Genomic DNA, 23,373 nt, shown 5'->3' on the forward strand with positions numbered 1-23,373 from the left:
ATGGCATTACAGGTAACCTTTGGGGTCAGTACATGGCTCTGGACTTCTCCCTTCAATCGGGACACCGTTTCGCTTTTTCCCAAGATCAAATCCTACGGCTATGATGCTGTTGAGATTCCTGTCGAAGACCCCGAATTAATTGACTTAAACTTAGTAAAGGCTGCACTGGCAGATAATGGGCTCAAACCCATTATCTGCGGCGCCTTTGGTCCTACTCGGGATTTGACACATGAAGATCCTGCTTTTCACCAAACTTGCTTCGATTACTTAGATGCCTGTTTCCAAATTGCATCAGAATTGGGTGCTGGATTTGTAGCAGGCCCCATGTATTCAGCAGTGGGTAAAGCCAGGCTTGTATCTCCCGAACAAAAGAAAATCGAATGGAATCGAGCGGTTACTAACCTCCAAAAAGTAAGTAAACGAGCTGGGGAATTTGGATTGGAAATCGCAATCGAAACCCTTAACCGATTTGAAACTGACTTGATCAATACCGCGGAAGAACTGATGCAATTAATTCAGGATATCAATGAACCCCAAGCGAAGGCCATTTTAGACGGGTTTCACATGAATATTGAAGAACCCGATATCGAATCGGCTATTCGTCGAGTTGGGGAAAAATTAATCCATGTGCAGGTTTCCGAAAATTACAGAGGAACTCCAGGAACCGGTCAAACCAATTGGGATGCTTGGAAACGTGGTCTAGAAGCCATCAACTACCAAGGGACTATTTCTATCGAAAGCTTTACTCCCAACGTCAAAGAATTAGCTGGAGCAGTCTGCATCTGGAAGCCACTCGTGCCCAGTCAGGACGGATTTGCTAAAGAAGGCTTGGAATTTCTCAGAAAGTGGGCCGCTGAATAAGCGAGAAGATGGAAGACAGGAGACCGAAGAACTGGAAAACTTCCACCGAAATCCGAATCTTACCTAGAATAATCAAACCCAAAAAAATTAAATCTAAAAATCTAAAAAATAGAAATGGACTTACCGAAGGCAGCTTATCGATACTTCGCATTTCATACCTCATCGTTATGAATTTGAATCTTCTGTCTTCCGTCTTCGGTCTTCCATCTTTTTTAAAAACTAAATACCCATGAGCAAAAAACCAATCAATATCGCCATCATCGGATTAGGCTTTGGAGCGGAATTTATTCCTATCTATCAAAAACATCCATTGGCCAACATGTATGCGATTTGCCAACGGAACAAAGAAAAAGCTGAGGAAATTGGCAAAGCCTTTGGCATCGAAAAAGTCTACACCGACTACGATGAATTGCTAAAAGACCCCAACATTGATGCTGTCCATATCAATACTCCGATTCAAAACCACGCGGAACAATCCATAAAAGCACTCAAAGCCGGCAAGCATGTAGCTTGTACAGTTCCGATGGCAACTACTGTAGAGGAGTGTCGCCAAATTGTGGAATTATGTGAGGAGACAGGGCTAACCTACATGATGATGGAAACGGTGATCTACAGTCGTGAATTCCTTTTTGTCAAAGAGATGTATGAAAATGGCGAGTTAGGTAAAATTCAATTCCTTCGTGCCTCTCATCAGCAAGAAATGGCAGGTTGGCCGGGGTATTGGGAAGGGCTCCCTCCCATGCATTATGCCACGCATTGCGTAGGACCCGTTTTGGCATTACCCAAAGGCCAAGCTGAATATGTGTCTTGCCTTGGCTCAGGTCGAATTGACGAAAACTTGATTCCAAAATACGGTTCTCCGTTTGCAATTGAAACCTGCCATATCAAACTGAAAGATTCTGACTTAGCTGCAGAAGTGACCAGATCCCTGTTTAATACCGCAAGGCAGTATCGAGAAAGCTTCGATGTCTATGGCTCCAAAAAATCCTTTGAATGGACCCTAATCGAGCATGAAGATTCTGTCATTCATACCGGAGAAGTACCTGAGCGAGTCAAAATCCCAGATTATGCCCATTTGCTTCCTGATGAAATTGCTTCCTTCACCATGCAGGGAGTCTATGATTCGGATGAAAATCAGCACCTCTCCTTTATCCAAGGTTCGGGCCATGGAGGATCTCATCCGCACTTGGTAAATGAATTTTTGAATGCGCTTGTAGAAGAAAGAGCCCCTTATCCAGATGCTCGGCAGTCAGCCAATATTACCTGTGTGGGGATTTTGGCGCATGAGTCAGCCATGGAAGGCGGAAAAATCAAACATCTACCCGAATTCACCTTATCGAAAAAATAAATAAGAAAGGCCTGGAATTCTTCCAGGCCTTATTTTTTTGTTGTGTTAAGTTTTATAGCTAGCGACTTATAGCTTATTTCTTCCCGATTACTTTACTTTCTTCGCTTCTGCTGTAAACATATCCATCAGAGAACCAGCCGCATTTTCATCATCCACTTTCTTAAGGTTCAAGTAAACATCGTAGCCTTGAATAGTGAAATATGCGGTCAGAGCCCCTTCACTAATAGAAACGGAAGACATTTCAATTTCAGTCCCTGAAGCATCCTCCATAAAATAGCCTTTTGTTTTACCGTCCACCGTTTCGAAACGCATCGGAATAGTAGCAGTACCCTGAGGAGTGTCCAGCACAGTTACTGCCCATTTTCCTTCAAAATATTCAGGAGTAAAGGCCTTAAAACTGGATAATCCAAGGCTAGCTCCAAAAACGAAAAGGGTAATCAGGAGGATATTGGTTAATTTTTTCATGGTTATAAAGAGTTAGAATGTGTGAAAATTTAGGAAAAAACCTTCAATCTGGAAGAATGAGCTAAAAGAAAATCATTTTTTCTCTCCTTAAAAAAAACAGCCGATTCAAGGAATTGAAATCGGCTGTTCCATTATTTGAAAATTAAAGGTCTGAGCTGGGAATTGATATCCTAAAAATCACCTAGCATATAGGGTCAAATTTTTCATTGCCCATGGATGTTCCCCTTTGCTCTCTGATTCTATTTTTAAGAACTTGAACTTGTCTGTGACTTCCCAACTTGCAGAATTTACACCTAACTGTCCTATTCCTTGGGCTACTTGAGTCCAATTTTTCCCATCTGTACTTAAGGAAACGGTATAAGACCCAGAAAATCCATTCTTCCCTGCATCAAATTGAATTTCAGAAATTGCTTGTGGACTTGGCAATTGAACCATAAACCACATTCCGGGAACTTGTGGAGTTTCTGTTTTCCAGCCTTTAAAAGAAAATGCATAGCCAGGATCTTTGGACGATCCAACTCCTTGAAGTGCCGTGCTGCTTGCAGTCACCTTCCAATTGTCTTGAAAAGTCAATGCTTTTGGAATCTCTCCAACCAACTCCTCAAAAGAATAAGCTTCCTTTCTAGACTCGGTTTCTGTTCTGATTTTAGCCACAAAAGAGGGCTTGATAAAAGAACCAGTATTCCCAAAATCATTACGGATATAGGAAAGCACCGAAGCAATGTACTCATCAGTATTGGTTTTCATGGAGATCATTACCCCTTCATACTCTTTATTTTCAATCGCTCCCTTCAATCCATGAAGCATAACTTTGGTTGCATATTCGGGATGTCCAAGGATTCTGGGTGAACCTGAAAAAGGAGGTGCAATCAAACGACCTTCACCAGCCGGTGAACCCAAACCTTTGGGTCCATGGCAGGTCGAGCAATAACTGTCAAAGATCGACTTACCCTTTACAAATAATGCCATCTCTTCTTTTTCAAACTTGTTTTCGGCTGCTTTTTTGGCTTCTTCCAGCTTGTCTAGAAGTTGAGTTCCTACTGTTTGAATTCCAAAAGATGGATTTTTTTGGAGTACCTCTTTGATGAGAAGATCAATCTTGTCCAAGTTGAGCACATAGGCACTTAATAAGGCCTGAATGGCAATTTCAGGATTAGCATCCAAAGCAGCAGAAGTGAACAGTGCCGCTAGGGATTTTTCACCGTATTTATACAAAGTCTCTGCAGCTCTCAAGCCTTGCATCTTGATTTTTGGATTGGAATCAGCAACGAACTTTTTGACCAGATCTGAGCTTAATCCATCCAAACCTTCCAAGGTCCAAAGAGCATGAATCCTTGCCAACTCATTTTTTGATGAGCTCGCTAATGCCACCAAATCTGGAATAACCGATTTATCCTGATTCAAAATCAGAGTCTGCTGCGCCATATCTCTCCACCAGCCATTAGGATGCTCCAAGTGGCGAATTAGTTCCTTGGAGGTTTCCTCATACATTCGAGGTTTTTCGGTATTTCTAGACATACCCTCATAACTCAACCTCCAAATCCGCCCATTACCGATGACATCATCCATTTGGTATTGTTGGATTTTGGTGCGTAGATAGCTGCCATTCTGAGTCCACTCTCCTTCCTGGATGATTCCTCGATACATATCTACTATATAGAGTGTCCCATCAGGAGCTGTAGCCATATCAACCGGCCTAAACAAAGGATCTGTGGATTGAATAAATTCTGATTCCTCGCTGATGTACTTGTTTTGGAGATAGGAAAGCCCTTCTACTTTTTCAGTGACCACACGTCGCACGATTCGACCTACCGGCTCACCATAAATATAATCTCCCACGAGATCCTTAGGCAGACGGTCCCCACGAAACACATCATTTCCCGCCGCACCGGTTACATTGGCCAAGGAGCCGTCTGGCTTGGCCTCTTGCATTCCCGGTTGGAAGTCTGCTAATTTCACCAAGCTGTATGGAATCCGAAATCCCTCTTTAAGCGCACCTTTGATAGAAAAATTGCCATAGACAATCGGAAATTGAAAACCTTGGGGAACTCCGCCAGCTCCGTCTTGAAAAAAAATTGTCCCATAATTATCCTGGGTCACCCCCCACTGTCCCCATGGATTCCCACTATTTTCCTGGATTACCCCGGTTGGTGTCCATCGAATGCGCTTATTATTATAGGTACTATACATCCAGTTATCCAAAGCCCATGTAAGGAAACTTGTCTGATGCTCCACATTTCCTGATCGACCCAATCCAGAAGCAAAAACCTCCTTTTTATCAGCTTTACCATCCCCGTCGGTATCTGTAAATCGATAGACATGGTCCTCATTGGATTCCATGGAAAGAATGCTGTTTGGTCCAAAAGGAACCACATAGCGAGGAAAAACCAAACTATCTAAAAATACTGTCCCAGTTTCATAAACTCCGTCGTTATCCAAATCCTCCCATCGGGAGATCCTTGAGGTGGGCAAAAGCTCACCCGTCGCATCCAGATCCTGCATATATGTTCGAAGTTCCAGCACATACATGCGTCCATTTCCATCAAACTGTATCGCCGCAGGTTCTCGTATCTGTGGTTCAGAAAGTACCGGTTCAATCGAAAATCCTGGTTTTAGGACAAATGACTTTTTTTGCTCATTGGCAGAAACGGGTACTACAGGAGGCTTTGGACTCAAGTCAATACCTTTCCAAATCGGGGACTCCAAGTCTATTCCTTCAGGAAGAGAAATGCTCGGAAAGGGCTCCTGCAAGCGAGTGGGATCCATAGACTCCGCAGGAGATATTTCAAATGGTGATCGCTCTGGGCTGTGGCAGGCAAAAAGAAGAAGACAAGCACACAAGCTTAACAGGGAATTCAAAGTCAATCTCATAAAATCCAATTTATCAAAACTATCTATGATCAAATCTAAGATACCAGCTACCTCCTAACCCACGATTATTGACATTTCTAATACAGGGTTGATCAAGAATGATATCGTAAGTTAAAAATATTTGCTTTTTGCTATTTTTTAATTTTTTTTAAAAAGTAATTTCACATTTATAGAAAATTTCAAACAAGATCTTTATGTTTTTCAGATTCCCCATATTTTCATCCCTATTTGTATTGGGTTTAGGTTTGCTATTTTCTTCCTGTGAAAAACCCTACTCCCCAGATTCGACCTCTGTGGATTCCAGCTTCCATCCACATCCTGGCCCGGTGGTTATGGCCTACTACGTGCCTGAGCGGGATTACCAACCCGAGAAAATACCTGTAGAAAAACTCACCCATATCATTTTTTCCTTTACAAATGTCATTGATGGAGAAATGAAGTTCCGGAAACCGGAAGAAGCTGGCCCTAAACTAGAAGCCTTGGTCAAGCAAAAAGAACGAAATCCTGACCTCAAAGTGATGATCGCATGCGGAGGCTGGGGAGCTGATGGATTCTCTGACATGGCATTGACTGCAGAAAGCCGAACCAAATTCATCCAAAGTGCCCGATCCTTTATCGAACGCTACCAACTCGACGGAATGGATATGGATTGGGAATATCCTGGAATCTCAGGAGCCGGCACTATGGCTAGACCCGAAGACACTCAAAATTTCACAGCATTGATGAAAGGGCTCCGTCAGATGCTCGATACCTTTGAATCACCCAAGATCCTAACCTTCGCTTCTGCAGGTTGGGAGCGGTATTACGATTTTATCGAGGTGGAGGAAGTGATGAATTATGCCAATTTCATGAATATAATGACCTATGACCAGGTTACGGGCGTATCGATTTATACTGGACACCATACCCCGCTCGGCCGAGCTTCTCAAGAGGATCTTGCAGGAACACCGTTTCAGAGCCACTTGGATAGCCTATACCTTGCCAAAGAAGAGATCGATACAGAGCCTCATTCGGTAGAAAAAATTGTTGATTTCCTGATTAAAAAGGGAGTAAAACCTGCTCAGATGATCATCGGATCGGCATTTTACGGACGAGTTTGGAAAGGAGTCCCTGACGATCATCAGGGTCTTTACCAAAAAAGTAAAGGCATTCATATCGGATGGTATGCCTATCACGAGATTCGTTCAAAATATGAATTAGACAGCAGTTTTGTAAGGTATTGGGATGAACATGCCAAAGCGCCTTACATGTACCAAGCCTCAAATGGCCTTTTTGTCTCCTACGATGATACGGTCTCCGTAGCTTTGAAAACAAGGTATGCCATAGACATGCAGTTGGGAGGAATTATGTTTTGGGAATTGGGAAATGATACCAAAGAACCGGGCAGCCTTCTTGACGCGATCTATAAAGAGGCGAAAAAGGGAGAAAAGTAATTTTTGGAATTAGATTTTGGCGGGAAATGGTTTATGTTTTCAGACTTAGACTGCCCTTCTTGAACATATACCCGTGCTCAACTCCATTCGGGGTCTTTAACCCTTCAATCTCTACAATACCACAAAAAGACCACGAAGTGGTCAAAATTCTCAATAGCCCTAGGTGACCCCGATAGCCTCCGGGGCGGGGGAAAATGAATGGATTTCAAATTCGATTTTGCCAACCCCTAATGAGCCCGTCCCGATGAGCGCAGCAATTTCGGGAGGTTGAACATGTGTGAAAAAACCGACCCGGTACGGGTCAGATAGGGGTAAAAAATTCCAATACCTAATATAATCCGATCCGCCGCGGCGGATTCGAATAAATACGGGTGTCCAATTTTTACTACCCAGATGACATCCCTACGGGATGAAAGAGAATTATAAATTCCTAGTAATGAAAAAGCGTAGATCATTCTACGCTTAGTCCACGGCCCACATAATTCTTCCAAACGGGAAAAATCCGAGTCAAACAAACGGTATACAAAAACAAACAACAAACTCCCTAGTGATCCTCTTCTAAACCACTGACTAAGTTCGAGTATTCATGATTGAGCTGGAAAAGAACTTGATCCAATTCCTCGGCACTTTGAAATAAGAAGGGAGTCAGCTCAAGGGTGTTTTCTGGAGTATTTTCATCAGAAATAAGGTGCAGCACACCCTTCATTTTAGCAACTGGAGCTCTCAGCTTATGGGAAATATCAAACAGAAACTTTTTCAGGGATTTCAAATGAGCAATTTTTTGACTGACGTCCTGAATGGTTCCATAGAAATTGATTTTGCCACCTTCAAATTCAGGACGGGCCTTGATCCAAAGCCAAATTCGTTTTTGACCGGGAAGCTGAACGGGAATATCCATCTCAAAAGAACTGCTATTCTTGGTGGAGTTGATAAACTTCCTAAAAAGCTTTACCCGGAATTTGGGATGAACCCAGCGAATAAACACAGCCGGATTTTCCAAAATCTCTTCCTGACTCAAGTTTGGAATCAATCGACTAATTCCACCTCCCAAAAAGTCAAGGCTTAATTCCTTGGTCCATGGGTCAGTAATGATTTTAAATAAGGCTCCCGGAGATAATTCAGTCAGATTTTTCAACTTTTCCCCAAAGAGCTCAATTCGCTTATTTTGGTCTCGAAGTATCTTTCGAGTTTCAAGAGAAATCGAAACCCGCTTCGCCAAAAGACGAAGCGCTTCCAGCTGGGATTTATGCACTTCATGAGCTTCACTATCCCAAGTACAGACCGTCCCCAATACATTTCCCAAACTGGAAACAATCGGGGCACTGACATAAAACCGAATTCCATCCTCTGCCAAAACATAGGGATTTTGTGAAACCCGTTCATCGTGCTGGGGATCCAATATTAACAGGACATCCTCAGGTTGATCAAGGGTAAATCTACAAAAGGTGTCTTCTAAGGGAACTTCTGACCATTTCACACCTAACTTGGCCTTGTACCACTGACGACGATCATCGATAAAGGAAACGACAGAAATGGGCGTGTTGAAAATCGCATTGGCCATCTGGGCAATTTCATCCATTTCTACCTCAGGGTCCGTATCCAAAATGGCATGGGACCTTAACTCTTCCAGTCGATCCATGATAAAAAAAGTTGTTGTTATTTAAGTTATCGATAAGATTTTGAAATGAAAAAGAATATCGGGTGAAAAAGGTAACACATTTTGATCCAGGAAGGCTATTTTTTGGAGCCCCTTTGCTGGGATCGTTCTCCACATTAGCTATGGGGGTTATCCGTACAAAGACCTACAAATTCTATTTTAATTATTGGGTAAAGAACTTTTTGAAATTTTAGGATAGGCGATAAGATCCTCCAAATATTTCTTCTTTTTGGCTTATTTGATTTGATATTTTCAATAAATAAGGCCTGTTAGCGTGAGGAAAATTTAATAGTAAAAAACAAACTCAATCTGAATATCTAACGGTATACGAAACCTTATTTCGATGTAGCCAAAAAAATTACATTTTTCTATTTTGCTATAAAACAAAAAAACCACTCATTTCTGAGTGGTTTTTGGAGCCCCTTGCCGGGATCGAACCAGCGACCTACTGATTACAAGTCAGTTGCTCTACCAGCTGAGCTAAAGAGGCGTTCCCTGTTTAGGTGGTGCAAATATAGACTTTCGAAGTTTTATCCCAAACCCAAAACCTGAGAAATTTCATAAAAAACGCTATCTCTCAGATTTTGAGCGGGAAAAATTTTAAAATTCCCGAAGAATCGTCAGCTTCTTTTTCAACTTATCGATCTCTTCCTCCGCCTTTTGGATTTTTACATCAAACTGATCGCGAAGTTTATCCGCAGTCTTAGAGGCTGCAAAAAACTCCAGGTTATTTTTCCAAAGGGTAATGCTATTTTCCAAATCCGCAATCTGCTTACGGATGCCATGTTCTTTTTTATTCAAGGTTTTTATGGCATTTGGATCACTTTGAATCTTGTTTAGATTCAATCGGAACATAAAGTCATCCCGATCCGAACCAGAAGGATTCATTTTTTCCAAATATGCATCTACAACCGTTTTAAACTGATTTTGAATTTCCTTGACGTTTTTACGTGGTACAAAACCAATTTCATTAAATTCAGCTACAAACCCTGACAATTCTTCTTCAGATAAGCTTTCACCTGCAGTCGCATCTTTGATTCGCTTCATCAAATCAAGTTTCAATCCCAAGTTGGTCTCATATTCCGAATTTGCTTGCTTATTGGAATTGCGTCTGTTATCGAAGAACGTATCGCAAGCGGTCTTAAATTTCTTATACAAGGCATCCCGGTGCTTTTCAGGAGTTGGTCCCAGTTTTTTCCATTCTTGCTGAAGTTTGACCAATTGATTCGCAGTGCTTTGCCAATCCGTATTATTCATTAATTCTTCCGCTTGAGCAATCAATTCTTCCGCTTTCTTCAAATTGGAAGCTCTGATCTCATCTAATTCTTTGAAGAATAGATTTTTATTGTGGAAAAACTCTTTGAAAGCCGCCCAAAAGGCTTTGTTGATATCCTTACCGCTTTCTTTTGGAACCGGTCCGATTTTCTCCCACTCCTTCTGAATATCTAAAATTTCCTTGGTTTTAGTATTCCACTCTTTAATACGATCCGCTTTAAACCCTCCAAAGCTGCTCAATTTATCAATCAAGGCTTGCTTGGCATCAGCATTCTGCTTGAATACTTCTTTTTGACTGTCATAGAAAGCCTTTCTTCGATCGTATACGGCATCTGATGCTGCTTTGAATCGTTGCCAAAGGTTTTCTTGCTCGTCTCTAGGCACAGGACCGATATGCTTAAACTCCTCGTGTAAATCGTTGAGGTGCTTGATAGCTTCTTTAAGGTCTTTGACTTCTTTAAGGCTTTCAGCTTTCTCGCAAAGCTCAATTTTGCTTTCCAAGTTCTTCTTACGATCCAGTTCTTTTAGCTCAAAATAGATGCTTCGATTGTCATAAAAGCGATCCATCAAGGCATTAAAGCTTGCCCAAAGATTTCTGTTTTGTGAAGCTGGTACCGGACCAATGGATTTCCATTTTTCTTGAATACTTTTTACAGCATTCATACTTAAGGTCGTTTCCTCTCCATCTACCAACTCCCGAAGCTGATCCAGCAATTCGTTCTTGGCCACTAGGTTTTTTTCCTTCAGACGCTCCGCCTCTTTGCGCTGCAGATTGATCTGATATCGGAAATCATTAAAAGTCTTATTAAAGTCCCGTTCTTCATCATGAAGACGGTATTCAAAATCATCTTCTACTCCCCCTTCGGCTAAGAACTTATTTAAGGCTTCCTCTTTATCCTTTGACACGAGCTCATCGAAAGCAGCTTTGATTTCATGGGCCAGCTTATCCAATTTAAGGATCGAACCATGAGCAATCTTTTCTTTAAGCAGATGTGTAAGTTGGGACTTAGATAAACCTGAAAGCTCTATATGCTCCTCTTCTTCCTCTTCTTGGGATTCAGATTCATCTGAATTGGAAGCATCTTCCGATTCAGCAAGTTCAGCCTGAACTTCCTCAGTAGCTTCCGCGATAGGGGTTGGTGTTTGGACTTCTTCGGAAGAGGCTTCTTCCGCCACTTCTGATACTTCAGAAGGAGTCACATTTTCTTCATTTGAATTGTTACCCTTTACCTCTTCATTCGAGGCTTGGGTCACCTTGTCCTGCTCAGACATTTCGTTACTTCTCTCAGTCATAAAAACGCTACAATTTCAAAGCAATATGGGCAAAAGTAGGAATTTTGCCTAATTTAATCTTGGGTCAAGTGGATAATTTGCAATTACCTTAAATTCGCCTCCCATGTTTTTTAAGATGGATTTCCAAAGGTTTCCTGTCGAATCATGGATTAGATTAGCGTCTAACTTTTCCTCAGAGATAATCCAGGTATTATCCTCGAGTTCATCGGAAAGTTGACCAGGACCCCAACCGCTATAACCGATGAAAAACATCACTTGTTCTGCTGAAAGTTGACCAGTTTTCAAAGCTTCAACCAAGGAATCAAAATCCCCACCCCACCAAATATCCTCGCCGATAGAGATACTTTCTGGCAAGGGTTCTGGGTGAAAAAAAATGAAATGAAGCGTATTTTGTTCAACAGGTCCACCTACAAAAACGTCCTTTTCTAAAAATGACAACTCCTCGATCAATTCCTCGAGATGTAAAATGGAAGGCTTATTTAATACTAAACCAAAACTTCCTTCCGAATTATGCTCGCAAAGTAACACCACAGACCGTACAAAATTCTCATCCTGCAAAAAAGGCTCGGAGATCAATAGATTGCCTGGCTTCGGGATATTTTTATTCGGTTGAATCATAAAAATCAGCTTTTTGATAGGAAAAATATAGGTTTAAATTTTAAAAAATCAATACCGGTGTTAGCTTTAAATCCTCGTATGATTTGATTTCCCTACTTATGAATCTTTCTGAAATTAGAAAAGAATACACGCTTAAATCATTGGATATCAAGGATGTTAGTCTAGATCCTTTAAGGCAATTCTCGCATTGGTTCCAAGAGGCAATCGATGCTGAAGCTCTGGAAGTCAATGCAATGTGCCTTTCTACCCTAGGAATTAATGGATACCCAAATGGCCGAATTGTACTCTTAAAAGAAGTGGACCATGGGTTTGTTTTCTTTACGAATTATGAAAGTGAAAAAGGCCAAGAAATAGCAGCATTACCCAAAGCTTCACTGACATTCTTTTGGGCAGAATTGGAGCGACAAGTACGAATATCAGGAGACTTGGAAAAGATTTCATCAGCTGAATCAGATGCTTATTTTTTCTCCAGACCTTTAGGAAGTCAAATAGGTGCATGGACTAGTCCACAAAGCAAGGCTATTCCCGATCGTGATTTTTTAGAAAAAAGACTTCATGAAATGGAACAAAGGTTTTCTGAAGAGAAACTTTCAAGACCTCCTCATTGGGGAGGATACCGCTTAAATCCGATTCAAATTGAGTTTTGGCAAGGAAGACCAAGCCGACTTCATGACCGAATCAGGTATGAAAAAAGCGAGTCTGAAAATTGGATCATTTCTAGACTCGCTCCTTAATATTTAGCTGGTAAATCTTTCTTCTATTTAAGGTCGAAAAGATCTTTCACTCCAATATACCTTTCCACAGTAAATCCTTCCCCGTATTTTGTCATAATCCGGTGCCCCATTTCCCTTGATCTAGATTCAATAAATGGAAGAAATTCAGGAGAGGAAATGAAACTTGAAGGCTCGGCACTGTTAGGATCGAAAAATTGGGATTTAAATGCCATAATACTCGCAATTTTGGTATCCCAATAGTCCGTGATGTCAAAAATAAAATCGGGCTCGATGTAATTGTTTTGGATATAGTGATAGACATACTTAGGTCTCCAAGGAGCTTGTTGCACTCCGTCTAATTCTGTCTCTATCCTTCTCAACCCACTCATAAAGCAAGCATTTGACGCTAAGGAACTTCCCTTACCATGATCGGGATGACGATCAGTTACTGCATTCGCTAACACGATTTCGGGCTGGTATTTTCTAATCATCCGAATGAGTTGATGCTGGTGCTCCTCATCATCTTTAAAATAAATATCTTTAAAGCCCATGTTTTCTCGGGCTGAAAGTCCAAGAATTCGGGCAGCTTCGGTTGATTCCTCAATTCTGATTTCGGGCGTTCCCCGAGTACCCATCTCGCCTTTTGTCAAATCTACAATTCCTACTTTATGCCCTTTGGCAACGTGTGCGGCTATGGTACCAGAACAAGCAAGCTCTGCATCATCCGGATGAGCTGCAATGACAAGGATATCTAATTTGTTCATCATTTATTTATTTGACTCTTAGATTTTGACCTACTCTAAGGATGCTTCGAGTGCTAATCCCATTTAAACGAGTGATCTGAGAAACTGAAACTCCATAACGACGAGCTATAGCACCTAATGTATCTCCACGCTTTACACGATGATACGCTGCTGCCCTTGCTTTTGCAATATGAGAAAATAGGTCTTTGTTAATAAACAAATCTTGTTGGGTTAACTCTCCTTTTTCAAAGTCATAAACTTTTTCAGGATCAAAAGCGAGCCCTTTGTACCTCATTTCGTAATGAAGATGTGATCCTGTACTTCTACCAGTGCTACCACCTTTCCCTACAATATCACCGGCTTTAACTTCATCCCCTACTTGAGCAATCTGTTTAGAAAGATGGCCATAAAGTGTTTCAAGGCCATTTTTATGCCTAACTAACACAAAATAACCCCATCCATAACGGTCATACGCTCGTACTCTAACGATTCCATCAAATCCTGAATAAACAGGATCTCCAGTATCTAAATCCAGGTCAGTTCCATAATGCATCCTTCCCCAACGAGCCCCAAATTCAGAAGTCTTTTTGGATTGATCTAAGGGAAATTTCCAATCTGTTCCCAAACGCTGGTCATACAGTCTTAAGAGTACACTATCCTGAAAATTTTTGATATCCAGATTATAGATATCCACTTTCTTACTATCCCAACTGGAATAATACTCAAAAGCCGTCACCCAAATACTATCTATTTGAACTTGTTCGGAGACTTTTACCAATTGGTTGGTTGGTGCCCAAATCATAGAAAAAGGATCCTCATTAATGATGGATCGAATCCGGGCAAGATTGATGTCATTTTGAAAAAGTAAGGAATCTGTTTGACTGGTTAAGGTTTTCAAATAGGATTCCTGATCAAACTCTCGGAGTTCGATATTTCTACGCTCAGTTGAAGTTTGAGATTGAGAAGTATTTTTTTTGATAATCTTTGGAAAAACTTGAGCATTGGCCTGACTTAGACCAATGCTCAAGAATACTCCAAAGAGAATTTTTATAATTCGTTTATTCATCAAGTACATTAATGGTTTTCCTGAGCGGCCAAATATCGCTCAGCATCCAAAGCAGCCATGCAACCTGTCCCGGCGGCAGTTACTGCCTGACGATAGACGTGGTCTTGGGCATCTCCACAGGCAAAAACACCTTCCACATTGGTACGAGTAGATCCTGGGATTGTTTTGATATATCCAGCCTCATCCATTGTGATGAAGTTTTTGAATATCTCAGTGTTTGGCTGATGACCAATAGCAACAAAAAAGCCAGAAATTTTGATTTCAGAAATTTCTCCCGTTTTTGTATTTAGAATTTTAGCACCATTGACCTCCTCATCACCCAAAATCTCCTGAGTTTCAGTATTCCATAGAACCTCGATTTTAGGATTGTTCAATACACGCTTTTGCATGATTTGAGACGCACGCATCTCATCCCTTCTGACGATCATGTAAACCTTGGAGCAAATATTAGCGAGATAAGAAGCTTCTTCACATGCAGTATCTCCTGCCCCAACAATAGCTACGTCTTGACCTCTAAAGAAAAATCCATCACAAACAGCACAAGCCGATACTCCTTTTCCATTGAGTCGATTTTCACTTTCAAGACCTAACCATTTGGCAGAGGCACCTGTACTGATGATCACTGTCTCAGCATGAATTGTTTTTTGATCATCTACAATAACCACATGTGGATTTGCTGAAAAATCAACCTGAGTAACTACACCATAGCGAATATCCGCACCAAAACGCTCCGCTTGCTTTCTAAAATCTTCCATCATCTCAGGCCCCATAATTCCATCGGGATAGCCTGGGTAATTTTCCACGTCGGTGGTAATAGTGAGCTGCCCCCCCGGCTGACCTCCTGTATAGAGAATTGGCTTTAATCCAGCTCTTGAGGCATAAATAGCAGCGGTATAGCCCGCAGGTCCTGATCCAATGATCAATACTTTTACTTTTTCTATTTCTTGGTTCATTATTGCGCTAATAAACGTTCAAATTTTATGAATTCTATTGGTGATGCAAAGTTGGGAAAAGTTAAAATTCCCAAAGGTGAGTAGAATCACTGATGGTAAAGGTAGTTCAATAAAAAAGGGGCTTAAGCCCCTTTTTAAATTTATTATCCTAGATAAGGCTTGAGTGTCTTACTTCGGGAGGTATGTCTCAATCTTCGAATTGCTTTTTCCTTGATTTGTCTAACACGCTCACGAGTAAGGTTAAATTTCTCCCCGATTTCTTCTAGAGTCATCGCATGCTCGCCATTCAATCCAAAATAAAGAGTAATAACATCAGCCTCTCTTTGGGTTAAGGTAGATAAAGCTCGTTGAACTTCCTTACGAAGTGAATCGGTCATCAAACCATCGTCAGGCTTTTCGTCACCATCATTTTCGAGAACGTCCAATAGACTATTTTCCTCACCTTGAACAAATGGAGCATCCATAGAAACGTGTCTACCAGAAATTTTCATGGTATCCACCACTTCCGATGCAGTCACTTCTAAAACTTCCGCCAATTCTTCTGGAGATGGTTCTCTTTCAAATTTTTGCTCGAGTTCACTAAAAGTTTTAGAAATTTTGTTCAATGAACCTACTCTGTTGAGTGGCAATCGAACAATTCTAGATTGCTCAGCCAAAGCTTGCAAAATAGATTGTCTAATCCACCATACTGCATAGGAGATAAACTTAAATCCACGAGTCTCGTCAAAACGTTGGGCTGCTTTAATCAAACCAAGGTTACCCTCATTGATTAAGTCTCCCAAGGAAAGACCTTGGTTTTGGTATTGCTTGGCAACAGAAACCACAAATCGAAGGTTGGCTTTTGTGAGTTTTTCTAAGGCCAACTGATCTCCTTCACGGATTCGTTTGGCAAGAACTACCTCTTCGTCAGCGGTTAACAAATCCACTTTCCCGATCTCTTGGAGATATTTATCCAACGATTGGGACTCTCTATTGGTAATCTGTTTGCTAATTTTTAGCTGCCTCATTCAGGATTAATTTTTGAAAATTTGATGTTTAATTTGATAAGATAATCAAATGTTTTCTTTTACTCTTGTTCTTTTCCTGCTGGTTTTTCAGGCTTAGGTAAAAGCACTTTTCGGGAAAGCTTGAATTTTCCGGTCTTTTTATCTACGTCAATCAATTTGACCATGATTTCTTCTCCCGGCTCAAGAACTCCTTCCATGCTTTCAAGTCTCTCCCATTTGATTTCGGAGATATGCAATAAACCATCTTTACCAGGCATAAATTCCACGAAAGCACCAAATGGTTGAATATTTTTCACCTTACCTGTATAAACTTCACCAATCTCAGGCTGTGCAACAATCGCTTTGATTCTACGAATTGCAGCATCCATGTTGGTTTGATTTGCAGAGAAAACATTGATTTTACCCTGATTATCAACTTCTTCAATCACAATCGTGGTTGAAGTATCCTTTTGTATTTCTTGAATAACCTTTCCACCAGGACCGATTACAGCACCAATCAATTCTTTCGGAATCCACATCATAAATGAGCGTGGTGTGTGAGGCTTAAGGTCTGGTCTTGGAGTTGCCAAAGTCTTGGTGATTTCATTTAGAATATGAAGTCTACCTTCTTTAGCTTGATATAATGCTTCTTTTAAAACAGAATAATCTAAACCTTCTACCTTAAGATCCATCTGGCAAGCAGTGATTCCTTTTTCTGTTCCCGTTACTTTGAAATCCATATCACCCAAGTGATCCTCATCACCTAAGATGTCAGACAATACCGCATAACGTCCAGTCTTTGCATCAGAAATCATCCCCATTGCAATACCTGTAACAGGTGCCTTAATCTGAATTCCAGCATCCATCAAAGCAAGTGAGCCTGCGCAAACCGTTGCCATTGAGGAAGATCCATTGGATTCCAAAATATCGGAGACAACACGGATGGTATATGGATTTTCGTTTTCTGGAGGAAGCACTTTTTTAAGTGCTCTCATGGCCAAATTTCCATGACCTACTTCTCTTCTACCTGGTCCACGGTTAGGCTTTACTTCACCAGTCGAAAATCCAGGAAAATTATAATGCAAGAAAAACTTATTGTAGCCGGAGATAACTGCACCATCCACCATTTGCTCGTCCATCTTAGTTCCAAGAGTACAAGTAGTTACGGATTGTGTCTCACCTCTTGTAAATACGGCACTGCCATGAGCAGAAGGTAAATAATCTACTACCGACCAGATCGGACGAATTTCATTGAGTTTTCTACCATCTAATCTTTTCTTTTCATTAAGCGTCAAGTTTCTAGCCGCTTCTTTATGAAGCTTGTGGAAATATGGACCTATTAAACTCGCCTCAAATCCATGCTCTTCACCAAGATTTTCTACAAAAGCATCTTTAATTGCCTTGATAATAGTAGATCTTTCGTTTTTATTCGGGATCTGCTGACTAACTGCGGCATATAATTGATCATACAACTCAGCCCGCATTTTGTCATACAATGCAGTATCAGATTTTTCGTGAGAGTATTCTCTTTTTTGTTCTTTACCAACCAATTTGGTCAATTCGACTTGCGCTTGGCAGTGTCTCTTAATTTCCTCGTGAGCAAATTGAAGGGCTTCGACCATTTCATCTTCTGAAATCTCGGAAGCTTCTCCTTCTACCATCAGAATGTATTCTAGGGAGCCTGCAACAATAAATTCAAGAGAAGCCTTTTCAAGCAATGCAGGACTTGGATTGATGACCAAATTTCCATCAATTTTTGCAACTCGAACCTCGGAAATAGGTCCATTAAATGGAATGTCTGACACAGCTAATGCAGCTGAGGCTGCTAAACCAGCAAGAGCGTCAGGTAATACTTCCTCATCGGAAGACATCAAGGTTATTGCTACTTGAGTATCTGCGTGGTAATCATCTGGAAAAATCGGTCGGATTGCACGGTCAACTAATCTAGAAATTAAAACCTCATAATCTGAAAGTTTACCTTCTCTCTTCAAAAATCCCCCAGGAATCTTTCCTGACGCGGCAAATTTTTCTTGATAATCAACTGATAAAGGTAAAAAGTCAACGCCATCCATGGCGTCTTTTTTCGCGACTACTGTGGCCAAAAGCATCGCTTTTCCCATCCGCACAACTACTGAACCGTCAGCTTGTTTGGCCAAAGCCCCGGTTTCAATTACAATTTCTCTACCATCTACTAGGGTGATAGTCTTGGTGATTAAGTTTGGTAACATAAATACGTGTTAGAATTAAAGCATCTTAGGTGGAAAAATCCAATGTGTCCTAAAAAAGAAAAAAGTAAGGTTCTCTTCGTGAGAACCTTACTTGGAATAAATTATTTTCTGATTCCGAGCTCGGCGATGATCGCTCTATATCGCTCGATATCTTTTCTGTGGAGGTAGTCCAATAAACTTCTTCGCTTACCAACTAACTTAAGCAAACCCAAACGGGTAGAATAATCTTTCTTGTTGATTTTCAAATGCTCAGTCAAGTGCTGGATTCGATGAGTAAAGAGGGCAATCTGTGATTCAGGAGATCCTGTATCAGTAGCAGATTTTAACCGTCCATGATTTTTAAACAACTCTTGTTTTTTCTCTGATGTTAAATACATGTTTAGCTAAATTTAATAAAACAGTGACAAAGGTAGAGTTTAAATTTCAAATTTAAAAGGAGCCTACAGAATTGGTTTTATTCTCAGATCCTCTCTTAGTTAGTTTTTTCCATAATTGACCGTAAAAATCAAGTTCGAATAATCGAGCATCTTTGCGGGCTTGCCTCAAGAAGAACAATCCAAACGGCAAAAGACATAAATTGGAGAAAATCGTCCCAAAAAATGGAGAAGTAATTCCTTCTTTTGCCCATTTTTCACCAGAAATAGTCAACATGTAAAAAACAATAAAGAATAATATTGAAACCAAAACAGGCATTCCCAATCCACCTTTTTTAATGATCGAACCCAACGGTGCTCCAATCAAAAACATCACAAAACAGGCAATTGCTTGAGTGTATTTTTGATACCAAGCAATTTGATATCTCCTATACTCTCGTTGATGTCCCTCGATCTGGTGCATTTTGACATTAAATGTATTCTTCAGATTTCTTGAGTTGTTCAAAGCCATAGTGAGGGCATTGGAGATATAGCCACGTTGATAAAACACCGAGTCTAAATCATCCAGCTCTTTTTGAGAAAGTCTATCGGTTCTTGGCACTTTAGGCTTTACCTCTCCTACACCAGCTGTATCTACCGATGTAATTATTGAATCAGATTTAGCTAAAATTCTTCTAGTCTGAACAGACTCAATTTTCTTCCGGAACAAGGAGTCGCCCGATGGAGAAGTACTTGATTTTACAGTTACTTCCCTTTTTGCTTCAGACTCCTTAGAAATAGAATCTAGCTTTTGGTCGATTTTAAGATTGGATATTGAATCCTGAATTTCTTTTTCCCTTTGTTTTAAAACTCGTTGTTTCCTTACCGAATCATCTTGTGCTTTTCGGTCAAGAATGTGCACTGGCGGAGTAAGTTTTCTTTTTCTGGTGAAAAATGGATAAATGCTCGAAGCTGTATTGATGTTTTGATATTTTAAATCATTGACAAGAGTGTAAATGGAATCAAGGCCAACTTTAATTTCTGATATGTTTTTAATGGCCCGATTGGTAGACCATTGATCTTCTGAAGTTCGGCTAAGCTGAAAGGTGGATAAATCAAAAACGATTACATTTTGATCAAACTGTGTTCTTGTAAATTCAACAGGAGGTTCTGAAATTCCTCTAGTTGCTCTCGCTTCCTTGTAATTCCAACCATTGAAAAGAGTGAGTTTAAGTTGAGAATCATTATTAAATGTCTCCATATACCCTGAATCAGCCAAAGTCACATTTAAATTCCCCAAGCCGTCTCCATGGTTGTAAATTATAATATCCTTCAGTCCTTTTTCCCCGATTTTTTGATTGACTTTTATTGAATAGTTTTTGATTTGACTATAAAAGACTCCCTCCTTGATATCTAATGCGGGAGTTTTCATCCTGATATCATACAAAAGACTAAAGGTTTTTAGATTGACCTTTGGAACAAGATAGTTATTCGATAAAAAAGCTGCAATCGTCAAAATCGCCGCAAAAATCCCAATTGGCCTAAGAGCACGAACCAGGGAAATCCCACTACTTTTAATCGCAGTTAGCTCAAAATGCTCACCAAGATTTCCAAAGGTCATCAAGCTGGATAGCAATACAGCCAAAGGCAAAGCCATAGGTGAAATGCTGATTACAAAATATCCAATCAACTCAGCATAAATCCAAAAGCCTAATCCCTTACCGAAAATCTCGTCAAAATATTTAAGCATGTTGACTATTAGAAGTATAAAGTCAACCACCAAAAAAGTAAGTATAAACGGACCAATAAAGGAGCCGAGAATTAGCTTATCCAGTTTTTTCATGTTCCAATTTTACTGACCAAAAGAAACGGTAAATTCCTAGTGGAGTTCAAAGTTGGTAAAAACAGAAATCATTACCCACCAATAATTTCTTTGAGCTTAGAAATCAGGCCATCCCAAATCGCAATTAATTCCTCTTCGTCATAATCATTGGAATTATCGATGACTTTCAAAAAAAGTGATTGGGTCAATTCATTTTCCTCTAATTTGAATTCGATGAACTCGTGATCGTTTTTATCAAGATTTTTTGGATCAAAAAAATCGAACTTCACATGCGAATTAAATCGCATTGCACTCATCTTGGCGTAATGATCCTCATTGTCAAAATTAAAGATATAATTCTTATCCTCATCAATTCTTACTTCATCTGCAAACCACTCTTGCAACCCACTTGCTGTACTTAAATAATTGAAAATAATTTTTCTAGAAGTATTTAATTGAAAATCAGCAACAAACTTATTCCTTACCATGATAACCTTATTTTTGAGACTAAAATTTGAACATTTTGTTAATTCCAGGCTTGCAATTCATGCAGCAAGACCCCATATTTGCATTCCCATTTAGGGGACCCCAAAAAGGCGAGATTTATACGAAATCTAGCCCTCTATATTGAATTTTGATGGTGGAATAAGTTAACCATAAATTTCAATTTACAATACTCAAAATTTTTCATTTTAAGGTTTGATTAGGAGGTAGTCATCTTCTTAGAAGTTAAATCGAAGAACCTTAACTGCTTATAGATTTTACCCAATTGTAAAATCTTAATGAAAATTTGGCGAGACTTATAATTTATAAAATGAATATTCGGCGAGGTAGCTCAGTTGGTTAGAGCGCAGGATTCATAACCCTGAGGTCACGGGTTCAACTCCCGTCCTCGCTACAAAGGCTTTCTATTTTGAAAGCCTTTTTTATTTTTAAGGCATGGAAGATAATTTTTTCGTGTATGTACTTTATTCAATTCCTTTTAGAAAGACCTACACGGGTATGACCTCAGACCTAATTACAAGATTTAAATTCCATAATGGAAAGTCTTTGAAAGGATTTACGGTGAGATATCGACCTTGGATCTTGGCTCATGTAGAATATTTTGTCTTAAAATCAGATGCCATTAAAAGAGAAAAAGAGCTTAAGTCCGGAAAAGGAAGAGAATGGATAAAATCTGTAATTATTCCTCGAATAATCAATCTTTATTAAATATGAATTCCTATCCGCCGCGGCGGACGCGGGTTCAACTCCCGTCCTCGCTACAAAGGCTTTCTATTTTGAAAGCCTTTTTTATTTTCATCCAATTGATGATCTTTTCTAATTCATCAATTCGCTAATTTCCACAATGAGTAATGAGGCCTCCCCTTCTACCCTTTTAAATCCTCCCAAATCACTCTCTAAAAAACTGACTTTCCTTGGTCCAGGATTCATTTTGTCAGCGTCAATCGTGGGTTCAGGGGAACTCATTGCCACCACCCTATTGGGAGCAAAAGCTGGATTTATTGCCCTTTGGGTAATCTTATTAAGTTGCTTTGTGAAAGTGGCAATCCAAGTCGAATTTGGTAAAAATGCAATCCTTTTTGGGAAAAGTCTGATGACTGAAATAAACCAGCTCTCAGATAAAAAATCCACATTTTCTAATTGGAGCATTTGGGGAATTGGCATCCTTACTTTGCTTAAAATTCTTCAATTGGGCGGAATGATTGGAGGAGCTGCCCTTGCCCTTTCATTAATTTTTCCAAGCATTTCTGTTGGGACATCTTTAGTCTTTTTAGGGGCCATTTTACCTTTCTTTTTTCTAAAAAATTATTATCCGCTGATCGAAAGAACTGCATCCATTATGGTTTTTGCTTTTTCGTTATTTACCCTTTTCTGTTTTTTATCAATTCTATTTACCCCCTATTCTTTTAACTGGGAACAAATTCGTTCTGGGCTATCTTTCCATCTTCCAAAAGAATATTTGTTTGTGGCAATTGGCGCATTTGGAATCACCGGAGTAGCCAGTGACGAAATTATAGCTTATACTTACTGGTGTCGAGAAAAAGGATATGCAAAATATACTGGGCCAAATGACGGTAGCGACGATTGGAAGAAAAGAGCCCAAGGCTGGATCAATATTATGAAACTTGATGCTGCTGTGGCGATGATTATTTATACACTAATTACTGCAGCATTTTACATTTTGGGTGCCTCTGTACTATACGAAAACAAAAACTTGCCTGAAGGAAATGATTTGATTAGCTACTTAGCCTCAATTTATACTGAAACACTCGGAGAGGAAGTAAAAACTATGTATTTGGTTGGGGCCTTTTTTGCTTTATACTCTAGTGTATTTGCGACCCTAGCCTATTGGACCAGACTTTTTCCAGATATCTTAGGAACTCTTGGTTGGATTTCTGAAAGTAATAAAATCTACCTAATTCAAACCCTAGCCATATTTTTTCCAATAGCTTGGATAGCTGTTTATTGGTTTATCCAACAGCCTGCATTTTTGGTGTTAATTGGTGGATCTATTGGATCAGTGTTATTAATAATTATCAGTTACCTAGGAATTGTTTTCCATCGAAAAAATAAGACAACAGGGGTTGATTCCGGGGTAATTTCAGCATTGTTTTTTTGGATAAGTTTAGTCTCAATCCTTGGTGTTTCACTTTATGGAATCGTCCAATCAATTCAATAAAAAAA

General features: G+C 39.9%; 19 protein-coding genes and 2 tRNA genes. 7 read left to right on the forward strand and 14 right to left on the reverse strand.

Annotated elements, in window-relative coordinates:
- A complete protein-coding gene (locus tag AO498_RS11830; RefSeq protein WP_067547812.1) occupies positions 1–861 on the forward strand; it encodes a sugar phosphate isomerase/epimerase family protein in 861 nt (286 codons plus the stop codon).
- Positions 862–1,090: 229 nt separating this feature from the next.
- On the forward strand, positions 1,091–2,209 hold the full coding sequence (locus tag AO498_RS11840) for a Gfo/Idh/MocA family protein (RefSeq protein WP_067547816.1): 1,119 nt from the start codon (positions 1,091–1,093) through the stop codon (positions 2,207–2,209).
- Between the two features lie 87 nt (positions 2,210–2,296).
- Here AO498_RS11840 and AO498_RS11845 read toward each other — a convergent pair whose 3' ends face one another.
- Together AO498_RS11845 and AO498_RS11850 are read right to left on the reverse strand one after the other, a co-directional pair.
- Positions 2,297–2,674: a hypothetical protein gene (locus AO498_RS11845; protein WP_067547818.1), complete on the reverse strand. Its 378-nt coding sequence runs from the start codon at positions 2,672–2,674 to the stop codon at positions 2,297–2,299.
- 177 nt (positions 2,675–2,851) lie between these two features.
- Positions 2,852–5,545, reverse strand: a complete 2,694-nt coding sequence (locus AO498_RS11850; protein ID WP_067547820.1) for a DUF7133 domain-containing protein — start codon at positions 5,543–5,545, stop codon at positions 2,852–2,854.
- Between the two features lie 194 nt (positions 5,546–5,739).
- On the opposite strand from AO498_RS11850, the gene AO498_RS11855 reads away from it, so the two are divergent.
- Positions 5,740–6,978, forward strand: a complete 1,239-nt coding sequence (locus tag AO498_RS11855; protein ID WP_236778595.1) for a glycoside hydrolase family 18 protein — start codon at positions 5,740–5,742, stop codon at positions 6,976–6,978.
- A gap of 544 nt (positions 6,979–7,522) precedes the next feature.
- Here AO498_RS11855 and AO498_RS11860 read toward each other — a convergent pair.
- From AO498_RS11860 to AO498_RS11875, 4 genes are all read right to left on the reverse strand, one after another.
- Positions 7,523–8,617 (reverse strand): GAF domain-containing protein, encoded by a 1,095-nt coding sequence (locus AO498_RS11860; protein WP_067547822.1) that lies wholly within the window; start codon positions 8,615–8,617, stop codon positions 7,523–7,525.
- Between the two features lie 432 nt (positions 8,618–9,049).
- Positions 9,050–9,125: transfer RNA gene (locus AO498_RS11865), tRNA-Thr, on the reverse strand.
- 110 nt (positions 9,126–9,235) lie between these two features.
- Positions 9,236–11,203, reverse strand: coding sequence for a DUF349 domain-containing protein (locus tag AO498_RS11870; protein WP_082792228.1), 1,968 nt, complete (start codon positions 11,201–11,203; stop codon positions 9,236–9,238).
- A 48-nt stretch (positions 11,204–11,251) separates the two neighbouring features.
- Positions 11,252–11,821 (reverse strand): YqgE/AlgH family protein, encoded by a 570-nt coding sequence (locus AO498_RS11875; RefSeq protein ID WP_067547825.1) that lies wholly within the window; start codon positions 11,819–11,821, stop codon positions 11,252–11,254.
- A gap of 98 nt (positions 11,822–11,919) precedes the next feature.
- On the opposite strand from AO498_RS11875, the gene pdxH reads away from it, so the two are divergent.
- On the forward strand, positions 11,920–12,555 hold the full coding sequence (gene pdxH, locus AO498_RS11880; protein ID WP_067547828.1) for a pyridoxamine 5'-phosphate oxidase: 636 nt from the start codon (positions 11,920–11,922) through the stop codon (positions 12,553–12,555).
- A gap of 23 nt (positions 12,556–12,578) precedes the next feature.
- Here pdxH and bshB1 read toward each other — a convergent pair whose 3' ends face one another.
- From bshB1 to AO498_RS11920, 8 genes are all read right to left on the reverse strand, one after another.
- Complete coding sequence (gene bshB1, locus AO498_RS11885; RefSeq protein ID WP_067550458.1) at positions 12,579–13,298, reverse strand: bacillithiol biosynthesis deacetylase BshB1; 720 nt, start codon at positions 13,296–13,298, stop codon at positions 12,579–12,581.
- Positions 13,299–13,305: 7 nt separating this feature from the next.
- Positions 13,306–14,343, reverse strand: coding sequence for a peptidoglycan DD-metalloendopeptidase family protein (locus AO498_RS11890; RefSeq protein ID WP_067550460.1), 1,038 nt, complete (start codon positions 14,341–14,343; stop codon positions 13,306–13,308).
- 8 nt (positions 14,344–14,351) lie between these two features.
- Entirely contained in the window at positions 14,352–15,296 is a 945-nt protein-coding gene (gene trxB / locus AO498_RS11895; protein WP_067547831.1) for a thioredoxin-disulfide reductase, read from the reverse strand.
- A 143-nt stretch (positions 15,297–15,439) separates the two neighbouring features.
- Positions 15,440–16,303 (reverse strand): sigma-70 family RNA polymerase sigma factor, encoded by an 864-nt coding sequence (locus AO498_RS11900; RefSeq protein WP_026951708.1) that lies wholly within the window; start codon positions 16,301–16,303, stop codon positions 15,440–15,442.
- A gap of 59 nt (positions 16,304–16,362) precedes the next feature.
- Positions 16,363–18,510 carry a polyribonucleotide nucleotidyltransferase gene (pnp, locus tag AO498_RS11905; RefSeq protein WP_067547834.1) on the reverse strand — a complete coding sequence of 716 codons (2,148 nt, stop codon included), beginning with the start codon at positions 18,508–18,510 and terminating at the stop codon, positions 16,363–16,365.
- 101 nt (positions 18,511–18,611) lie between these two features.
- A complete protein-coding gene (rpsO, locus tag AO498_RS11910; protein WP_067547839.1) occupies positions 18,612–18,887 on the reverse strand; it encodes a 30S ribosomal protein S15 in 276 nt (91 codons plus the stop codon).
- Positions 18,888–18,939: 52 nt separating this feature from the next.
- The gene (locus tag AO498_RS11915) at positions 18,940–20,706 is read right to left on the reverse strand and encodes an LptF/LptG family permease (RefSeq protein WP_067547842.1); all 1,767 of its coding nucleotides are present in this window, start codon (positions 20,704–20,706) and stop codon (positions 18,940–18,942) included.
- 71 nt (positions 20,707–20,777) lie between these two features.
- A complete protein-coding gene (locus AO498_RS11920; protein ID WP_067547845.1) occupies positions 20,778–21,173 on the reverse strand; it encodes an START-like domain-containing protein in 396 nt (131 codons plus the stop codon).
- Positions 21,174–21,509: 336 nt separating this feature from the next.
- Here AO498_RS11920 and AO498_RS11925 point away from each other — a divergent pair.
- From AO498_RS11925 to AO498_RS11935, 3 genes are all read left to right on the forward strand, one after another.
- A tRNA-Met gene (locus tag AO498_RS11925) sits at positions 21,510–21,583 on the forward strand.
- Positions 21,584–21,624: 41 nt separating this feature from the next.
- Positions 21,625–21,897, forward strand: a complete 273-nt coding sequence (locus tag AO498_RS11930; RefSeq protein ID WP_067547847.1) for a GIY-YIG nuclease family protein — start codon at positions 21,625–21,627, stop codon at positions 21,895–21,897.
- Positions 21,898–22,033: 136 nt separating this feature from the next.
- Positions 22,034–23,368, forward strand: a complete 1,335-nt coding sequence (locus AO498_RS11935) for an Nramp family divalent metal transporter (RefSeq protein WP_067547850.1) — start codon at positions 22,034–22,036, stop codon at positions 23,366–23,368.
- The last annotated feature ends 5 nt before the right edge of the window (positions 23,369–23,373 follow it).

The sequence above is a fragment of the Algoriphagus sanaruensis genome (assembly GCF_001593605.1).
Taxonomy (GTDB): Bacteria; Bacteroidota; Bacteroidia; order Cytophagales; family Cyclobacteriaceae; genus Algoriphagus; species Algoriphagus sanaruensis.

Bases quoted from the DNA above. Each gene is read 5' to 3' on its own strand.
- AO498_RS11830 (WP_067547812.1), top strand. From the start codon at position 1: ATGGCATTACAGGTAACCTTTGGGGTCAGTACATGGCTCTGGACTTCT.
- AO498_RS11840 (WP_067547816.1), top strand. From the start codon at position 1,091: ATGAGCAAAAAACCAATCAATATCGCCATCATCGGATTAGGCTTTGGA.
- AO498_RS11845 (WP_067547818.1), bottom strand. From the start codon at position 2,674: ATGAAAAAATTAACCAATATCCTCCTGATTACCCTTTTCGTTTTTGGA.
- AO498_RS11850 (WP_067547820.1), bottom strand. From the start codon at position 5,545: ATGAGATTGACTTTGAATTCCCTGTTAAGCTTGTGTGCTTGTCTTCTT.
- AO498_RS11855 (WP_236778595.1), top strand. From the start codon at position 5,740: ATGTTTTTCAGATTCCCCATATTTTCATCCCTATTTGTATTGGGTTTA.
- AO498_RS11860 (WP_067547822.1), bottom strand. From the start codon at position 8,617: ATGGATCGACTGGAAGAGTTAAGGTCCCATGCCATTTTGGATACGGAC.
- AO498_RS11870 (WP_082792228.1), bottom strand. From the start codon at position 11,203: ATGACTGAGAGAAGTAACGAAATGTCTGAGCAGGACAAGGTGACCCAA.
- AO498_RS11875 (WP_067547825.1), bottom strand. From the start codon at position 11,821: ATGATTCAACCGAATAAAAATATCCCGAAGCCAGGCAATCTATTGATC.
- pdxH (WP_067547828.1), top strand. From the start codon at position 11,920: ATGAATCTTTCTGAAATTAGAAAAGAATACACGCTTAAATCATTGGAT.
- bshB1 (WP_067550458.1), bottom strand. From the start codon at position 13,298: ATGAACAAATTAGATATCCTTGTCATTGCAGCTCATCCGGATGATGCA.
- AO498_RS11890 (WP_067550460.1), bottom strand. From the start codon at position 14,343: ATGAATAAACGAATTATAAAAATTCTCTTTGGAGTATTCTTGAGCATT.
- trxB (WP_067547831.1), bottom strand. From the start codon at position 15,296: ATGAACCAAGAAATAGAAAAAGTAAAAGTATTGATCATTGGATCAGGA.
- AO498_RS11900 (WP_026951708.1), bottom strand. From the start codon at position 16,303: ATGAGGCAGCTAAAAATTAGCAAACAGATTACCAATAGAGAGTCCCAA.
- pnp (WP_067547834.1), bottom strand. From the start codon at position 18,510: ATGTTACCAAACTTAATCACCAAGACTATCACCCTAGTAGATGGTAGA.
- rpsO (WP_067547839.1), bottom strand. From the start codon at position 18,887: ATGTATTTAACATCAGAGAAAAAACAAGAGTTGTTTAAAAATCATGGA.
- AO498_RS11915 (WP_067547842.1), bottom strand. From the start codon at position 20,706: ATGAAAAAACTGGATAAGCTAATTCTCGGCTCCTTTATTGGTCCGTTT.
- AO498_RS11920 (WP_067547845.1), bottom strand. From the start codon at position 21,173: ATGGTAAGGAATAAGTTTGTTGCTGATTTTCAATTAAATACTTCTAGA.
- AO498_RS11930 (WP_067547847.1), top strand. From the start codon at position 21,625: ATGGAAGATAATTTTTTCGTGTATGTACTTTATTCAATTCCTTTTAGA.
- AO498_RS11935 (WP_067547850.1), top strand. From the start codon at position 22,034: ATGAGTAATGAGGCCTCCCCTTCTACCCTTTTAAATCCTCCCAAATCA.